Origin of the sequence: Methylobacter sp., from assembly GCF_023227905.1 — a bacterium.
Classification (GTDB): Bacteria; Pseudomonadota; Gammaproteobacteria; order Methylococcales; family Methylomonadaceae; genus Methylobacter_A.
In genome coordinates this window covers 92501-108086 of the sequence record NZ_JALOCF010000009.1, presented here as the reverse complement: position 1 = coordinate 108086, position 15586 = coordinate 92501, and the positions used below count along the sequence as shown (strand labels likewise).

The window sequence follows — 15586 nt, the reverse complement described above, 5'->3', positions numbered from 1 at the left end:
AATGGTTGATAACAACCCAAAACCAACAGGCAAATATTTTTGAGCACAAAATGCCATCTGGGATAAGCCCTAACGTAGAGCTAACCGGGCGCGACCCGGAAAGCTGAAAAAACAAAACCGCATTATAACCGCGCTCCGGTTGAGCGCCATGTTAGACGGTTTTGTCTTCATCGCACAAACCTGAATAAGACATGACCATCGGGAAGTTTCTCCCAAGTCTGGGATGCCGAATTAAGAACAACCACTCGCCCTAAATCAAAGAGGCGCGAATGCATGATGGTGATCCGTAGCGTAACGAGCAGGCCTTTCGCCAAAGGCACAAGACGCGCAAGAAAAGGTGTGTGATTTTTCGACCAACTCTGAGCTACCTGAACGGTCTCGATAAACGAAATAAGTGCTGAGGCATGATTAGGCGGAAGTGAAATAAGTAGCTCCCCCTTCTCGTCGAGGATGCCATCCACGCGATTCATGTCCAAGTCGTCATAGCGAAGAGCTGATGTCATACGGGGCACCGTCTAACGTAAAGTAGACACCTTTTTAGGTGTATATTAATTTTCAATAACAGGCGTATAACGCAACTCCTGCGATCCGTTAGACAGGGTACTATATACATCGGGCTATTGATAGCCGCCTCTTTACGCCAACTAAAAATGCACCTCTAAAATTCTCTAATCCAACTTACAACTGTATCCGCGTTCAGTCGAGTTATCCCTCAGGAATATTCATAACCCCTTCAGCCACCATCACCGCCGCCCCGCCGACCCGAATAGTCAGGGTGTCGCTACCTTTATGATCCATTTCCAGATTCAACACACTGCGGCGATTGCGTTCATCGCCGCGATCTACGGCAAAGGTATAGGTGCCTTTTTGCATGAAATCGAATGAGCACAGGTACGACGCAAACGCCGGCATGGCATTGCCGACCGGCGGGTCTTCGTGCATGCCGATACGCGATCCGAGCAGGCGGGCGTTAAAATCGGTATCCGCAAACGGCGTTTTCGGGGCGAACAGCAGGATTTCCTGGGCGGCGGTTTGCGGGGCGCTCGATTGGCTCCAGGCCGCGTAATTGAATTTTGCGGCTCTTACGCTTTCGTAGCGCCAAACCGGGACGATCAGATACGGAACGCCGCAAGACACCAAGCGCGTGGCATATTTTTTATGGTCGAGTTCCGACTGCTGTATGCCCAGAAAACTCGCCAATTCCTCATCGCTGGGCGTAAAGCGGTCAATGATGGAAGTTGTCTTGCGGGTGAACTGCACGAAACTGGGTTGGCCGTCTTCTGCGGTAATATTAACGTTAACCGGGCCGGTGTTTTGCTCAAAAACCATCGGCGTAATCGAGTCATTCAGTTCAATATCGCCGCAACTTGCCAACACAAAAGCAGTGGCGATAATCGGGTGTCCGGCAAAATCGATTTCGCTGAGCGGCGAAAAAATCCGCATCCTACGGTTTGCGGTTTGTTTATCCCGATGAAATACAAACACCGTTTCCGAGAGGTTTAACTCCCTGGCCACCAGCTGCATGTGCTGTTGGCTTAAGCCTTCGGCATTCGGGAAAACGGCTATTTGCGCGCCGCTGAAAATCTGCTTGGTAAAGACGTCGGCGATGTAATAGTTATATTTCATAACGCTTGCACCCCGCTATGCGGCATTGACGAAAGCTTGACTTGAACGCTGCCGTCCTCAATGCGAACTCCATACACGGGTATTTTCACGGTTTCATCTTCCAGGCAAACGCCGGTTTGCAGGTTAAAGTGCTGTTTATATAAAGGCGAAGCGACGACCGGCTGTTTGCGAATATCACCGATCAATCCGCGCGATAAGACATTGGCGTTGCCGATCGGGTCGTAATTGCCGACCGCGTAGACTTTTGCGGCGCGCGGATCGGTTGGCGTTGCGCCGATGGATTCGCCGCCGTGTTCCTGAATGCAAAAGATCGCCACTTGCTCGCCATCAACCAAGGCGCATACGCCCGAATCCGGCTGTAAGTCATCAACACTGCAAACCTCTACCCACTTAGCCATTACGCTATCTCCATCAGTTTAAAATGTTTTCGCTCGCTGTCTCTGGCGGGCCTTATCTGGCCGCGTTCTTCAACAAAGACTACGTTGTCATCGGGCTGGTCACTGTTGATAAAGGACCTGAAACGTTTGAGCTTGGCTTCATCTTCAATCGCTGTCTTCCATTCGCATTGATAGGTGTCGACCACATAGCGCATTTGCTGCTCCAGCTGATCGCACAGCCCCAACTTGTCTTCAATGATGACTGATTTTAAGTAATCCAACCCGCCTTCCATGTTCTCCATCCATACCGAGGTGCGTTGCAAGCGGCCTGCGGTGCGTACATAAAAACTCAAGAAGCGGTCGATGTATTTAATCAGGGTTTCTTTGTCCAGACCGGTGGCGAATAAATCCGCATGGCGCGGTTTCATGCCGCCGTTGCCGCAGACATACAAATTCCAGCCGTTTTCGGTAGCGATAATGCCGACATCCTTGCCTTGCGCTTCGGCGCATTCGCGGGTGCAGCCGGACACTGCAAATTTGATTTTATGCGGCGAACGCAAACCCTTGTAGCGGTTTTCCAGCTCTATCGCCAGACCGACGCTGTCATCGACGCCGTAACGGCACCAGGTGCTGCCGACGCAGGATTTAACGGTGCGCAGGGATTTGCCGTAAGCGTGGCCTGATTCAAATCCGGCAGCTATCAGTTCTTTCCAGATCTGCGGCAATTGCTCGACTCGCGCACCAAATAAGTCCACGCGCTGGCCGCCGGTGATTTTGGTGTAGAGCTGGTATTTTTTACCGACCTGCCCTATCGCAATCAACATGTCGGGGCTGATTTCGCCGCCGGGAATGCGCGGCACCACCGAATACGTGCCATCTTTTTGCATATTGGCTAAAAAGGTGTCGTTAGTGTCTTGCAGCCCCAAATGAGCTTTTTCCAGAACATGCTCGTTCCATTGCGAGGCCAAGATATTGGCAACGGTGGGTTTGCAGATTTCGCAGCCTTTGCCCTGCCCGTGTTTGTGCAGTAAGTCGGCAAAAGTTTTGATCTGCTCAACCCGGATCAGGTTGAACAAATCCTGCCGGGTGTAGGCAAAATGTTCGCAAAGATCGGTATTGACTTCAAAACCCCGCTTTGCCAATTCCGAATCCAAAATCGAATTAAGCAAGGCCGAACAGCCGCCGCAACCGGTTGCGGCTTTGGTTTGAGATTTTAAGGCGCCCATCGTCATGCAACCCCCTTCAATCGCCGAACAAACCGCTCCTTTGGTCACGTTATGGCAGGAGCAAATTTGCGCCGAAGCGGGCAACGCATCCGGTCCCAAGCCGACTGAGGCATCGGAACGGTTCGGCAAAATCAAGGCATCGGGATTTTCCGGTAGTTCAATACCGTTCAGGCAATATTGCAATAAGGTACCGTAACCCGACGCATCGCCGACCAGCACCGCGCCCAGCAATTGTTTTTTGTCCTGGCTGACGACCAGGCGTTTATAGATTTCGCTGTCACCGTTTTGATAGCTGTAAACCATCGCGCCCTGGGTTTTGGCATGGGCGTCGCCGATACTGGCCACATCGACTCCCATCAGTTTTAGCTTGGTGCTCATATCCGCACCGGTAAAGCTGGCCTCATCATCGGCCAAATCGGCTACCACGGTGCGCGCCATTGCGTAACCGGGAGCAACCAGCCCGTAAATCATGCCGTTCCACAACGCGCATTCGCCGATCGCATAAATGCTGTCATCGGAGGTGCGGCATTGGTTATCGATGACGATGCCGCCGCGCTGGCCGACTTCCAAGCCACAAGCTCTGGCGAGATCGTCGCGAGGACGAATCCCGGCCGAAAATAGCACGATGTCGGTTTCCAATTCTTCACCGTCGGCAAAACACATTTTGTTGATGCACCGCTCGCCGTCGGTAATGATGCTGGTGTTCTTGCCGGTATGCACGGTCACGCCCAGATTCTCGATCTTGCGCCGCAGCATTGCGCCGCCCGCGTCATCAAGTTGCACCGCCATCAAGCGCGGCGCGAACTCAACGACATGGGTTTCCAAGCCTAAATCCATTAATGCTTTGGCCGCCTCCAGGCCTAACAAGCCGCCGCCGACCACGGTGCCGACCTTGCCTGTTTCGGCTGCGGCGGCAATGGCTTCGAGATCTTCAATCGTGCGGTAAACCAGACATTGCGCCCTATCATGCCCTGGCACGGGCGGCACGAACGGATAAGAACCGGTCGCCAGTACCAACTTGTCGTAAGGTATTGTCAGTCCTTTTGCCGAAGTGACGGTTTTACCCGCTCTATCGATGCTTGCGGCTTTATCGCCTATATGAATGGTAATGCCGTGCCGTTCAAAAAAGCCGTCTTCGACCAAGGACAGCTCCTGCGCCGTTGTGCCGGTAAAAAATGCCGATAAATGCACCCGGTCATAGGCCACTCTGGGTTCTTCACAAAAGGTAATGATTTGATATTGCTCTTTAACGGCGCTTTCGACCAGGCTCGCCAGAAAAGACTGTCCGACCATGCCATTGCCAATAACGACTAACGTTTGTTTTATGCTCATATACAACCCCGATAACAATGTTCTTGTCTGGAGTTACAGAGCAATGCCTGTGCCACAAAAAGCAAGCCGGTGATTTTAATTACTTATTGAATAATCAATCTGAAAATAAAGCATTCCAATGAATCAAGATGGTGCATATAAATAATTAATGCCCATTATAAGTGCGGCGATAATTTAATTGCCTCACGAACCGTAAGCATATTATCGTATCGAGACCTATCCCCATGATTCAACACAACGGTGGAAATCAATAAAACTTTATTTAATTGACGGCTTAGGCGGTTAATTCAAGCACTTGCAACAACTGGCGTAGTTTGTGCTAATTATTTAAGCATGAATATTTTAAATATATTACTTATTGAAGATGAAACTACGGATCAGTTATTAGAGCAGCTGCTGGTCGTTCAAGGCTATTCCGTCACACCCGCTGCAATATCCGAACCCAACCAGCCATCCTTAGCGATGGGCCATAAAACGGATATTGTTATTTTTAATATTGCTAGTCCCAAAAAATATTTTTCGTATATTCATTCCCTTAACCGAAACCAGCCACTCCCCATCATTATTTTTGCAGCTGACGATACGCCCGACACCATTGAACAATCCGTTAAAGCCGGAGTCAGCGCCTATGTTGTCAACGGTTTGGAAGCCAGTCGTATCAGCAGCATCATCAATATTGCCGTGGCAAGATTTAAAGAGCAGCAACGGCTTGCAAATGAATTGGAAAAAACGAAATCCAGGCTTGAAGACAGAAAGCTGATTGACCGGGCCAAAGGCATTTTAATCAAGACCCGAGGCTTTACCGAAGACGACGCTTATCACACCCTGAGAAAACTGGCGATGGACCGGAATATCGCCATCGGTGAAATGGCGAAAAATATTATCGCCATGGCTGAATTGCTTAAGTAGCTGATGCTATGGAATCTGAAAAAAATACCACGAAGGGCTGAGACTTCGTGGCAAAAGCCTTAGCCGTCGAACAAACCGAAAGTCATCGGCACCCTGAAATTAAGCGTAACATCTTGCGAATCTGTCGTAGTGCCAATGCCTAACGATAAGTTGAAAGTAGTCCTTGGGGAATATTTGAAAGAATAGCCAACCAAAAGCTGCCCGATATCCAGTGTGCTTCCCGGAATTTCTACGCCATTAATCTCAGAATCCAGAACATGTTTATGTGAGTACCCCAAGCTGAACGATGACTTCTCATTAACGCCGAAACCGAGGCCAAAGCTTAATCCCAGCGTGTCTCCCGGATCAATGTCGCCGTTTTTGGTGCTGGTTTCCGCATTGTAGCTATAGCTGAGGTTACCGAAAAAGACCGCCGGATCAGTTGGGTAAAGCGCTGTAAGGCTGGGCTGGAAACTGAAGTATCCTGATCCTGTCGGCAATTCGGTGGGAAATGTCGCGCCAGGGACACCTTGAGCCAGTACATATTCGATGTCAAAAGGGCTTTTCCCCGTCGGCGCCGTTGCGATGACATTGCCGACAATAATCGGCCAGCCATTGGCTCCGCTGTTAAGCTGATAGCGACCGGCAAATTCAAGGTCGCCGATATCGCTTCCGGTGGCATTGAAAGTTTCGTCAATTCCCGCCCCAATACTAACCGGCCGGGAACGCTGAGTATCATCACGGTAAACATAAGGAAGCCTGAACTCCAGTTCTAACCGATCCGTTACGCCATAACGGGCGCCTAACGTGCCGATAAAGCTGTGCCGTTTAACTTCCCGCATATCGATAAGGCCGATGGCAATAGCCGGAAGGAAGGTAAACGCATCAAGAAATACCCGGTTATTACTGGTATAGGCATAGTACATTGACGGCTCAAAAACGATATTGCCTTTTTTGGTTAACACCCCCCCTACGGTTTCGCTTAATCGTGGTATTTCCGGTGGCCTTGGCTTTTCCGTGGCGCTTGGGGGCGCTTGACCTACAGGCTTGGACGGGAGCTTATTAGGCAATGACGGCGGCTGGTTGTTATCTTTTGCCGCAACGATTTGAGGTTTATTGGCTGCTTGCTTGACTGGCGCTTGCTTAGTGACTGGTGTTTGATTCATTAAAGTATCAAGACGCGCTTTCAGCTCCTCCAGTTGCTTTCCCTGTTCAGCAATAATTTGTCGTTGTATCTGGAATTCTTTTTGCTGTTCAGCAATCAGTTTTTTATATTGTGCCGAAGAATCATTTTGCTTGCCTGTTTCTGCATAACAGTTGTTTATAAAAAAAACACAACAAATATAAATAAACCCATTAATAAACCCAAGCAGAAGAAATTTCCGATGCCAAAATTTCATCTTCATATTATTATTTCCATTTTTTATATATTAGATTAATAGCGATTAAATCCCCTACATTGTCATTTAGGATTGAAATTAGATTCGGCAATTAATAGAAGATAATTATTCCTTAATTACATTAAATACGTTTTATTAAATTAACCTTATGAATAAGTAAAATCTCTCGCTAAAAAGACATGCGCAACCAAATAGTCGATCCGTTAACTTTATAAATTATTATGCCGATGGCGACAATTGGTATAAACACTTATCTTGCTGACAGATAATGAATGGCCGAACCCGTGTTCAGAAAGACGTGGCAATTCAATTAGGCAGGGTATGAGAATAATGCAAGGCTATAAACGGAAAGGTTTAAGGTGAGTTTTTTTCAACAACCCAAGGCTGCAATGGATTCCCTGTAATTAACGCGCATTGGGCAGGATAAGGTTATTAAAGACCATGCCTCTGCTGTTTAAATCCATATTTTTCAAGTTACTAACCGCTATATTAATATCCGTCATATTTTTAATAACCTGATTATCCATATTATTCTGTATAACTGAATTCAAGGCCGACCCTGTCATGACCGGAGCTTGATTCAAGCCTCCGTTCTGAAACAAGAAAGCATCGTCTGGCAATCGAAAAGATGTGGAAGAAACAACTGTGCCATTCAAAGTAGTCAGTCTCTCAAGGCTAAAATCGATGTTCACTCCATTTGCAAGCGCAAAACCGCCTCTTAGCTGGTCCAACTCACTGTCTGATGCGCGGCTCCAGCTGTCGGATGGTTGATCGGTAATGCCTGCGATTTCATCCGCGTATACGCCCGGACCGACCAAAACGGTTATCCAGAGTCCCGCCATCACGAATGTCCGGTAGATGCTAGATTTATATGCTTTCACATTAAACACTCCGCTTAGTTAAAAATCCCAACGTCCGGGTTGCAACATGTTGAATTGGCCCAAGCTGGCTCGGTCGACCGCAGATCCTAATGGTGCCTTGACCCGAAGCGCCCATTCTTGCTGATCTTGAAAATGTTTCGCCGCTATATCTTTTTTGCCGTGTATTAAAAATAAAATGCGATTCCCCCACATTGCTTCAAATTCATCGCGAGGCATTACTTTTACGCCTAATGCGGGATCCCCCACCAAAACTTCCTCGCTGTTGACGCCTTTAATAATTATAAAATGCAGGTAACCGTTGTTATTGATAATGGTGAGTGCCGGCGCCTTGGCGTTAAGCAATTGATCCAGGTTGATTTTGAAACCATCGGATCGATAGCCGCGTCTTTCGAGGTAAAGTTTTATATCCAGCAACGAAAATCCCTGTTTTTGGATCTTTTGCTGATCGCCGTTTTTATACATATCGGTAAATACGCTTTGCTCGTCTACCGTATCGTCATAGTGATAGGTCAGCAAGCTGGCCAAAGCTGCCGAGCCGCAACTGAAATCGTACTGTTGTTTGTAGATGGTTTTGAAGCGTCGCTCCGCAAAAGTCGTTACCGGAACGTCATAGTTACCGGCGCCCGCTATGCCGTTAAAGTTCAATGAACCGGCATGGCTACAAACGGGCAGCATCAGCAGAATGTATTTAACAAAAAATCGTTTCATGTCGCGCTTCACCGGATCAAATTATTACGGCATGATTGTTACGTTGACGATCGTTGCATCCTGAATAACGACATTGTTCCCAGTGTTTTGAATGACACTGTTAATGCCGCTGGCCTGAGCAAATGCGCCGTGATCGATGATGTTGTAACCGTTGACGGTATTGTTTGCCTGGTTGCCGCTTAGCGTAGCCCGCACATTCATATTATTCAGGGTTGTCATATCCACGCCTTCCCGGCCCCGCTCATTATCCAGTTCATCTGACATCGCTGTTTGGGTCGAAGAAAAAAGTAGCTCGCTCTGATCTTGAAGAGCCTCGGCTTTTACTTCCTGACTGTGCAAAATAACGACAAGCAAGACTAAAAGGCTGCCTTCTAAAGCTTTTATAGTTGTTTTCATAGCGCCCTCTTTACATATTTGGTGATATGCAGCTAGAAGCCGGCGAGCGATTGCTCGCTCACCAGCATGAATCATCAGCTGATTAACTGATGAAAGCTTAAGGAGCTACTGATTAACATTGACGTTGCCTTGGAAAGACACTTGTTGTTGAGCCAGAGCATTAGAGGCAGTGTTTTGAACGCTTTGGTTAATACCTGCGCTGCCGTTGAAAGCATTTTCCAATGTGTTCTTGGCTACAAATTTATTATGATCCGCATAATCGCCAGTAGAGTAGCTGACTGTTGCGCCTGTTACATAGCCATCCAAGGTTGAATTATTCACCTTATATTCGGCAGTAGCATTGCCGTTTCTGGATACCGCAGAACCATCTCCTTCCGCTGCTAGTACGCTGTAATCATGGAAAGAGTTGTCGGGGGTAGTTGCATCGCCGCCGCCATTAGCCGCTGCCGATCCGGTTCCGTTTGCAAATGCAGCGCTATTGTCGGTAGTTGCCGTTGCAGTGCTGCCGTTATTAGCTGCGGCAGAACCTTGGGCAGTTGCACTGGCATAGCTGTTGTCAGAGCGGTCTGAGGTAGCGGTGCTGCCGTTATTGGCTGCCGCATCGTCCGCAGTAGCGTAGCTGTTGTCAGAATTGTCGGAACGATCTGAGTAAGCGGTGCTGTTATTGTTGGCTGCTGCATCGTTTGCAGAAGCGGAACTATGGTCAGAATTATCAGTACTGGTTTTAGTAACGGCTTTAGTGCTGGTATTAAAGCTGTCATCTACGCTGTTATCGGTATTAGTTTCGGTACTGGTTTTAGTAATATCTTTAGTGTTATAGCTATCGGCAACACTGTTGTCGGTATTGGTTTCGGTTTCAGTACTGGTTTTAGTAATATCTTTAGTGTTATAGCTGTCTACGGTTTTAGTAATGTCTTTAGTGTTATAGCTATCGTCGGTGCTGGTTTTGGTGATGTCTTTAGTGTTATAGCTATCGTCGGTACTGGTTTTAGTAATGTCTTTAGTGTTGAAGCTGTCGTCTAAACTGGTATCGAAGGTGGTTTTAGTAATGTCTTTAGTGTTATAGCTATCGTCGGTGCTGGTTTTGGTAATGTCTTTAGTGTTATAGCTGTCGTCGGTACTGGTTTTGGTAATGTCTTTAGTGTTATAGCTATCGTCGGTACTGGTTTTAGTAATGTCTTTAGTAAAGTCTTTAGTATTAAAGCTATCTGTATTAGTGATATCTGCCGCCCATGCACTAGAAACGGAGCCCAATGCAAGAATAATACTTGCAGTTAATATTTTTTTATTGAATTGTTTCATTGTCATTACTCCATAGAATATATTAAAAAATATAATCAGATGTGGCTAAATAAAATATCTGACGAGGATACAATGACCGCCTATCCCTCCACTTCGATGAGCTAACACGGCCATCGCAATAACAGTATCCCGAGCTGGTCCTTAAAATTCCATAGAGCCGATATCAAAAAACAATCAAAATTATTTCTATAAGTATTATTACGTGCTAGTAAAAATCCAAGCTTTGCTAATCTCAATAAGGACAGAGCACAGTATCGATATTCCTTCCATACCAATGTCAATTTAAATCGCAGTAATACAACCGCCGGCGTTAATTGAGCCGCGCATAGCTCAACGAAATATCTAACGTTTCAACAAATTCCCTACATTAATCTTTTCTCGCCTGAACCGTTTTGCTTATGGGCCTTTCGATAACGGGATTTTTGAGCTGGCAAGAATTATTAGAGGACATGTTGCCGGAAATTCGGCAATGGAAGACGCGCCTGTTTCTATCGTCACGGTAAAAAAGACGCGGTCATGGATTGATCAGGCTAAGGAATGAGCATGAAACAATTTGAACAACTCGCGGATAAATTTTTAACTGGAGTGCATGCTTTGCCTCAAGCACCTGCTTTTGGCGCTTGCGCTGGCAGGCAAAGCCTGCACTCCCGCTTATTGGCAGCTTGCTCAAGTTATTTTGCGCATGGTTCCAAGCCTGAATGTGAACGCGATGAAATCCAGTAATTTAGAAAGAATATACGGGCTGCGCCGCTACAAGCCCGCGATCCCCTCTATTTCTTTAACAAGTCTTTAATAACAGGCCAGCCGCGTGCCAGCCATTGCTCTTTTGCAAAATAGGCGGCCCGTTTAACTTGCTCCGCAAGCACCTTGGTGTAAAACCATACTCTATCGGCAACTGAGGTTTCCGAGCTGTCGCGCCACTGTAAATAACGTGAGCCTACGCCATCAACGAAGACGGGTTTAAAAAACCACATTTCCAACAGAGCGGTCACCCACATGAACGCGAATGAAACAGCCATGCCCATACCGGCAAGAATAACCAGCCACGCAAACGTCGGATGAATTTTAGTCAGCCACCATGACAATATATCGGCGATCAGGAACACATAGGGCATGCCGATAGCGATACACTTATATTGCATGGTCGGAGTCTCCGCAAAGCTGAAAATGAGCCCTACGAACATGAAAATAAAACTGATCCCGAACAAATGAATATGCGAAACGCGGATTAATGAGCTGAAGGTAGCACCCGTATCCTGTGCCGTTAAGATTTTTAGCTGCTCAAACTTGGTAAAGTCCGGTATGCCGGAGGCGCTTTCGTTATGGCACATCACGCAGCGGCTCTCGATTATCTTGTCGATACCGTCATCCCTGTAATCTTCAATCAGCGCACCCTCCCTAACCCATTCCATGATCTTGAAACGCTCCTGCTCCGGCGCCTTATCCTTCATCGAACCATTCAGTTTCTGCTCCAGGACCGTGCCTGAACGGTTACCGTAATAGCTGTAAACGATGTCCTCAACAGACAGGCCGAATTTGCCGTCCGCCATGCCATGGGTAAACAATATCTGGATTAATGCGAAAAGATAGCCTATGCCAACCGTACACAGATAGCCGGTAAACAGTACCTTGATGGGGGTATCGTGATCTTTTAAAGGGGTATATTTTGTTGCCATAATGTCAATCCATAATTTGTTGTGTTTAAGGCTCAATCATGAACCCATGATTTCATGCCTGGTGCGCAGTATCAGTTAATGACCGGACTAAAAGATTATACGTTGTCTTGATGACGTTATTATTGCCGTCTATCAATCTGATTTGTGCTTGTCACAATTATTCGCCAGCACTCCTTCTACTTTGCTGCCCAATAACCATAAAACCCTGCCGATGCCGACAGCACTGTCGCGGCAATAATAATCCATAGCGCTTCAATAATATGTTCGCTGTCGCTCTTTCCGCAAATTTAAAAATTATCACTGTGACTTGAGGGACACCGCGATAAAACCAAACTGGTGCGATACCATGAAATTGCGCACCAACTTAGCGCACCCGATCTGCCTGCACCACTCGCCAAGCCACAGCCCATACCAGCTGCGACCGTTTAAATCAGGCGGATAAAGTTTGCATCCCGCACCAGGCAATTTTGGCACATCGCTTGCTTTAGATAACATGAATTCCAATATTGGAGTGCTGCGGGTTCAATGGCGAACCCCTAAAACAACTCATGTCGATATGTATCAACAAAAAAAATTATTTCCTTATTTCCAGCCTATTATCGGCGCTGCCAGCGGCTCTATCATCGGTTATGAGGCATTAGCCCGGCAACACGATGCAAATGGCCGGGTTATTTCGGCAGGCGGCTTATTTTCCTCGCCGGATATTACCGCCGAGCAACTGATAGCTTGGGACCGCATGGTTCGGCGGTTAGCGCTGGAGCAATTTAGCCAATCAAATTTCAACGGTTATTTAACCATCAATATCTCGGCTGCCTGGATCGACCAGCTCTCCGACTTTAATTCGCTACCCACCCTGCTGATGCTGGACGAATTTAATGTCGACAAAAATCGCATCATTATTGAAATAACCGAATCAAAAGGTGATCTGGATAAACTCGTTGCCACTGCCGCCGTGTATCGCAAGCACGGCTTGAAGGTAGCGATTGATGACTTCGGCGCAGGCTTTTCCCAGCTGGAAAGAGTCATGGCCATACAGCCCGACATCATCAAACTGGATATGCGGCTATTCCAGGATGCGGTCAAAGGCGGCATAGCCAGCGATATAGTGCATTTAGTATCCCATCTGGCGAAACGCACCGGTTGCCGTATTGTTTGCGAGGGCGTTGAAACCGCCGAGGACTTTCATTTCGGCTTAAGCTGCGGCGCTCAATATATGCAGGGCTATCTGTTTTCGCCCGCCACCGCGGAGTTTAAAGAGCCGCTGCATTATCAAAAACAAATCACCTCACTTAGAAAAATTTTCCTGAAAAAGACCTTAGCCACCGAAGAGCACAAAATTCAGTTTATCGCCAAGGTCAAGAGCTTGATCGAGTTGCTGAGAAAAGCCCTGGAAACCGACTTCAACCTCAATAAATTATCAGCGCACCCGTTTGAAGAAAGCGGCGTGCTGAGGTTTTATTTATGCAATAACGCTGGCGACCAAATCTCATCCAACTTTAATTTTGCAGCCTCAAAATGGTTCGAAGACCCCAAGCAGCTTGGCTTTAACTGGGCATGGCGGCCTTATTTCTACCAATTGCTGGCGCTTGAGTCGGCAAAGGACAGCTACCGGATTGTAACGTCTGAACGTTATAGGGATTTTAATACCGATATGCTATGCAAAACCTTCTCCCTTAGACTGGACGACGAGCGTATTTTATTGATCGACATTGCCGCCGAATGGCCATGATGTCTCACTCTCAAGCGCTGAAAGCGGACTACGAGTTCCGTCGCCGTTATTAGCTGAACCAGTCTTTGGGACAAGGTCTCCGGCGGCAGCCGGCTGGTCGCCCAGGCGGATGTTACGCACAAGATGTACTTCTTCCGTTTGCCGCGCCGAGCGCCGGAGCTTTTGCCGGGTCGGAGCACAAATTCGCCTGGAGCGAATTTGAACAGACATAAGGCTGGCCCGCACAGGGCGAAAACCAGGGAGGGTTTTCGTAGCGAAAAGTATCTCTCCCTCGGGTGCGACAAACCCGACTCAAATAAACTGTCGCGTTAGCGACGCCTTAAATTCGACTGAATGCGTAACATCAGTGAATAATAAAGCAGTAAAATTTTGTTTTGCCGCGCATTAATTAATAAACCTTAAGAGCCATGGACATCACCATCACCACCCCTGCCCTGTTATTTCCGGCCATTTCAGTTCTGTTTTTAGCCTATTCCAACCGTTTTCTGGCAATTGCCAACCGGATTAGGGAGCAGCATAACCTGTTAACCAAAACCCAAAGCCCGGCCGCAAAAAAACAGATCGCCAGCCTGAGGCTCCGTATCCGCTTCATTGTGGCGATGCAGGTGCTGGCGGTGGTTGGGATTATCTGCTGCATACTCGCCATGGGGCTGATCTTTTTCGGACAACAATATTACGGCAACATTACTTTCGGCTTCAGCATGGCCTTTATCGTGCTATCGCTGTTGGCTTCGGTAAGTGAGCTTTTGCTTTCAACCCGAGCGCTCAATATCGAGCTGGAAGACATGGAAAAATAGCCAAGCCGTTAAAATAGAAACGCAACCACCGCCTTAAAATGCCCGTCGTCTATCACAGGCACGGCCAGCATGGAATTCAGCCCGCCTTCCGCAAGAGTGCAACTTGAGTTATCCCTGATAACAGGCACTCCAGTCAGCCATACCCGGCCCAATAATCCCTCGCCTTTGCGAACTGACATGGTTTCAAAGATTTCCGCTAATTCGTCATTTTGCCTGCTGTATCCTGACTGGCATACCAGACACTGACCGCTTTCATCCGGCACCCAGATCTGTAGCCGTTGGGCAATCGGCGTGGCTTTAGCCGACAGAAAGGTCATGGTATAAACCTGACTTGCAACCGCCGAAACGGGAATGCCCAACACTGTCGTTATCCCGGCTTTTTTAGCATCCGCACTCCTGACAAAGGCAGGTGATTGGCCCATATCCTCAATCAGCACAGGCATGCCCGATTCCCATACCAGTCCCGGCAAACCGGCGCCCTTGGTGAATTTCATAGCCCTGGATATCGCTTCAAAATCATCCAGCGTCCCATAATACCCGTCCATCACAGCCAGCTCGTCACTGTTTTGCAAATTGCTCCACAGCTCTATAGCGCCCGCATGATGCTGATCGTCCCCGCACAAAAAAACCACTACGGCCATTAAAAACTCGCCTGAAAAAACGGGTATGGCAATCCCGCAGGTCAAACCGGCTTTTTTGGCTGATTTTGTCCGCTTGAAATAAGAATGGTCGAATTCGGTTAATACCAGCGGATGGCCTGCGGCCCATGCTTTGCCGGGCAAGCCCTCGTCATAAGCAAAAGATTCTTTTTCACTGGCGCTCCGAAACTCATTTAAGGAGCCGTACAAACCGGCACCAAACTCCAGGCGGATGCGATCTTTTGTCGGTATCCAAATTTCGGCTACCTTGATAAACGTTTTCATATTAAATACAGAGGGCTTGTTTCAGACATAACCGGGATACCTGAGGATTAATTATAACTGTCCAATCTAAAGCAGGATTTATGCCTGATTGTAGAGACGGCCCGGATGACTGTGCATCTTCTGCATCTTACCTACATCATCCACAGAGATAGGGTGGCCGCGATTGCTCCAGGCAATCTTGCGGCATTTCCACCATCCCTGGCAGTCAGCCGCGATTGCTCCCTGCAATCTTGCGGCATTTCCTCCCTCCATGGAGGTCAATGCAGACATTGCATAACGCCATGAATGGCATGTAGTCGAATGATGCAGGAGCAAACATCTGCCC

The 15586-nt window shown here is 47.7% G+C and carries 17 protein-coding genes; 4 read left to right on the top strand and 13 right to left on the bottom strand.

Translation table 11 applies throughout. The features are described 5' to 3' along the window. Nucleotides 1-167 precede the first annotated feature (167 nt). The 4 genes from M0R47_RS05985 to nirB form a co-directional block, all read right to left on the bottom strand. Nucleotides 168-503: a hypothetical protein gene (locus M0R47_RS05985; RefSeq protein WP_292551755.1), complete on the bottom strand. Its 336-nt coding sequence runs from the start codon at nucleotides 501-503 to the stop codon at nucleotides 168-170. A gap of 202 nt (nucleotides 504-705) precedes the next feature. Next, entirely contained in the window at nucleotides 706-1626 is a 921-nt protein-coding gene (locus M0R47_RS05980; RefSeq protein ID WP_292551752.1) for a PhzF family phenazine biosynthesis protein, read from the bottom strand. Continuing rightward, nucleotides 1623-2024, bottom strand: coding sequence for a nitrite reductase small subunit NirD (nirD, locus tag M0R47_RS05975; RefSeq protein ID WP_292551749.1), 402 nt, complete (start codon nucleotides 2022-2024; stop codon nucleotides 1623-1625). Before nirD ends, M0R47_RS05980 begins: the two co-directional genes overlap by 4 nt. Continuing rightward, nucleotides 2024-4561 (bottom strand): nitrite reductase large subunit NirB, encoded by a 2538-nt coding sequence (gene nirB / locus M0R47_RS05970; RefSeq protein ID WP_292551746.1) that lies wholly within the window; start codon nucleotides 4559-4561, stop codon nucleotides 2024-2026. Before nirB ends, nirD begins: the two co-directional genes overlap by 1 nt. A 333-nt stretch (nucleotides 4562-4894) precedes the next feature. On the opposite strand from nirB, the gene M0R47_RS05965 reads away from it, so the two are divergent. Beyond that, entirely contained in the window at nucleotides 4895-5470 is a 576-nt protein-coding gene (locus M0R47_RS05965; RefSeq protein WP_292551743.1) for an ANTAR domain-containing protein, read from the top strand. A gap of 59 nt (nucleotides 5471-5529) precedes the next feature. Here M0R47_RS05965 and M0R47_RS05960 read toward each other — a convergent pair whose 3' ends face one another. The 5 genes from M0R47_RS05960 to M0R47_RS05940 form a co-directional block, all read right to left on the bottom strand. Beyond that, nucleotides 5530-6855, bottom strand: a complete 1326-nt coding sequence (locus M0R47_RS05960) for a transporter (RefSeq protein ID WP_292551740.1) — start codon at nucleotides 6853-6855, stop codon at nucleotides 5530-5532. Nucleotides 6856-7253: 398 nt separating this feature from the next. Next, nucleotides 7254-7730, bottom strand: a complete 477-nt coding sequence (locus tag M0R47_RS05955) for a hypothetical protein (RefSeq protein ID WP_292551738.1) — start codon at nucleotides 7728-7730, stop codon at nucleotides 7254-7256. 18 nt (nucleotides 7731-7748) lie between these two features. Continuing rightward, a complete protein-coding gene (locus M0R47_RS05950; protein WP_292551735.1) occupies nucleotides 7749-8438 on the bottom strand; it encodes a C39 family peptidase in 690 nt (229 codons plus the stop codon). Nucleotides 8439-8462: 24 nt separating this feature from the next. Further along, entirely contained in the window at nucleotides 8463-8834 is a 372-nt protein-coding gene (locus tag M0R47_RS05945; RefSeq protein ID WP_292551731.1) for a hypothetical protein, read from the bottom strand. Between the two features lie 105 nt (nucleotides 8835-8939). Beyond that, on the bottom strand, nucleotides 8940-10136 hold the full coding sequence (locus M0R47_RS05940; protein ID WP_292551728.1) for a hypothetical protein: 1197 nt from the start codon (nucleotides 10134-10136) through the stop codon (nucleotides 8940-8942). Nucleotides 10137-10679: 543 nt separating this feature from the next. Between M0R47_RS05940 and M0R47_RS05935 the strand changes: the two genes are divergently transcribed. Beyond that, nucleotides 10680-10859, top strand: a complete 180-nt coding sequence (locus M0R47_RS05935; protein WP_292551726.1) for a hypothetical protein — start codon at nucleotides 10680-10682, stop codon at nucleotides 10857-10859. A 47-nt stretch (nucleotides 10860-10906) separates the two neighbouring features. Here M0R47_RS05935 and M0R47_RS05930 read toward each other — a convergent pair whose 3' ends face one another. Beyond that, complete coding sequence (locus M0R47_RS05930) at nucleotides 10907-11812, bottom strand: hypothetical protein (RefSeq protein ID WP_292551723.1); 906 nt, start codon at nucleotides 11810-11812, stop codon at nucleotides 10907-10909. A gap of 493 nt (nucleotides 11813-12305) precedes the next feature. Between M0R47_RS05930 and M0R47_RS05925 the strand changes: the two genes are divergently transcribed. Next, nucleotides 12306-13541 carry an EAL domain-containing protein gene (locus M0R47_RS05925; RefSeq protein WP_292551720.1) on the top strand — a complete coding sequence of 412 codons (1236 nt, stop codon included), beginning with the start codon at nucleotides 12306-12308 and terminating at the stop codon, nucleotides 13539-13541. Here M0R47_RS05925 and M0R47_RS05920 read toward each other — a convergent pair. Continuing rightward, complete coding sequence (locus tag M0R47_RS05920) at nucleotides 13509-13751, bottom strand: hypothetical protein (RefSeq protein WP_292551718.1); 243 nt, start codon at nucleotides 13749-13751, stop codon at nucleotides 13509-13511. The genes M0R47_RS05925 and M0R47_RS05920 overlap by 33 nt on opposite strands. 197 nt (nucleotides 13752-13948) lie before the next feature. Between M0R47_RS05920 and M0R47_RS05915 the strand changes: the two genes are divergently transcribed. Then, nucleotides 13949-14338, top strand: coding sequence for a DUF2721 domain-containing protein (locus tag M0R47_RS05915; RefSeq protein WP_292551715.1), 390 nt, complete (start codon nucleotides 13949-13951; stop codon nucleotides 14336-14338). An 8-nt stretch (nucleotides 14339-14346) separates the two neighbouring features. Here M0R47_RS05915 and M0R47_RS05910 read toward each other — a convergent pair whose 3' ends face one another. Together M0R47_RS05910 and M0R47_RS05905 are read right to left on the bottom strand one after the other, a co-directional pair. After that, nucleotides 14347-15261: a GAF domain-containing protein gene (locus M0R47_RS05910; protein WP_292551713.1), complete on the bottom strand. Its 915-nt coding sequence runs from the start codon at nucleotides 15259-15261 to the stop codon at nucleotides 14347-14349. A 78-nt stretch (nucleotides 15262-15339) separates the two neighbouring features. Then, nucleotides 15340-15531, bottom strand: coding sequence for a hypothetical protein (locus tag M0R47_RS05905; protein ID WP_292551710.1), 192 nt, complete (start codon nucleotides 15529-15531; stop codon nucleotides 15340-15342). Nucleotides 15532-15586: the final 55 nt, after the last annotated feature.

Coding starts and splice junctions, on each gene's coding strand:
- M0R47_RS05980 (WP_292551752.1), bottom strand. CDS start 1,626: ATGAAATATAACTATTACATCGCCGACGTCTTTACCAAGCAGATTTTC.
- M0R47_RS05915 (WP_292551715.1), top strand. CDS start 13,949: ATGGACATCACCATCACCACCCCTGCCCTGTTATTTCCGGCCATTTCA.
- M0R47_RS05920 (WP_292551718.1), bottom strand. CDS start 13,751: ATGTCTGTTCAAATTCGCTCCAGGCGAATTTGTGCTCCGACCCGGCAA.
- M0R47_RS05960 (WP_292551740.1), bottom strand. CDS start 6,855: ATGAAGATGAAATTTTGGCATCGGAAATTTCTTCTGCTTGGGTTTATT.
- M0R47_RS05985 (WP_292551755.1), bottom strand. CDS start 503: ATGACATCAGCTCTTCGCTATGACGACTTGGACATGAATCGCGTGGAT.
- M0R47_RS05945 (WP_292551731.1), bottom strand. CDS start 8,834: ATGAAAACAACTATAAAAGCTTTAGAAGGCAGCCTTTTAGTCTTGCTT.
- M0R47_RS05950 (WP_292551735.1), bottom strand. CDS start 8,438: ATGAAACGATTTTTTGTTAAATACATTCTGCTGATGCTGCCCGTTTGT.
- nirD (WP_292551749.1), bottom strand. CDS start 2,024: ATGGCTAAGTGGGTAGAGGTTTGCAGTGTTGATGACTTACAGCCGGAT.
- M0R47_RS05930 (WP_292551723.1), bottom strand. CDS start 11,812: ATGGCAACAAAATATACCCCTTTAAAAGATCACGATACCCCCATCAAG.
- nirB (WP_292551746.1), bottom strand. CDS start 4,561: ATGAGCATAAAACAAACGTTAGTCGTTATTGGCAATGGCATGGTCGGA.
- M0R47_RS05935 (WP_292551726.1), top strand. CDS start 10,680: ATGAAACAATTTGAACAACTCGCGGATAAATTTTTAACTGGAGTGCAT.
- M0R47_RS05925 (WP_292551720.1), top strand. CDS start 12,306: ATGAATTCCAATATTGGAGTGCTGCGGGTTCAATGGCGAACCCCTAAA.
- M0R47_RS05940 (WP_292551728.1), bottom strand. CDS start 10,136: ATGAAACAATTCAATAAAAAAATATTAACTGCAAGTATTATTCTTGCA.
- M0R47_RS05905 (WP_292551710.1), bottom strand. CDS start 15,531: ATGTCTGCATTGACCTCCATGGAGGGAGGAAATGCCGCAAGATTGCAG.
- M0R47_RS05965 (WP_292551743.1), top strand. CDS start 4,895: ATGAATATTTTAAATATATTACTTATTGAAGATGAAACTACGGATCAG.
- M0R47_RS05910 (WP_292551713.1), bottom strand. CDS start 15,261: ATGAAAACGTTTATCAAGGTAGCCGAAATTTGGATACCGACAAAAGAT.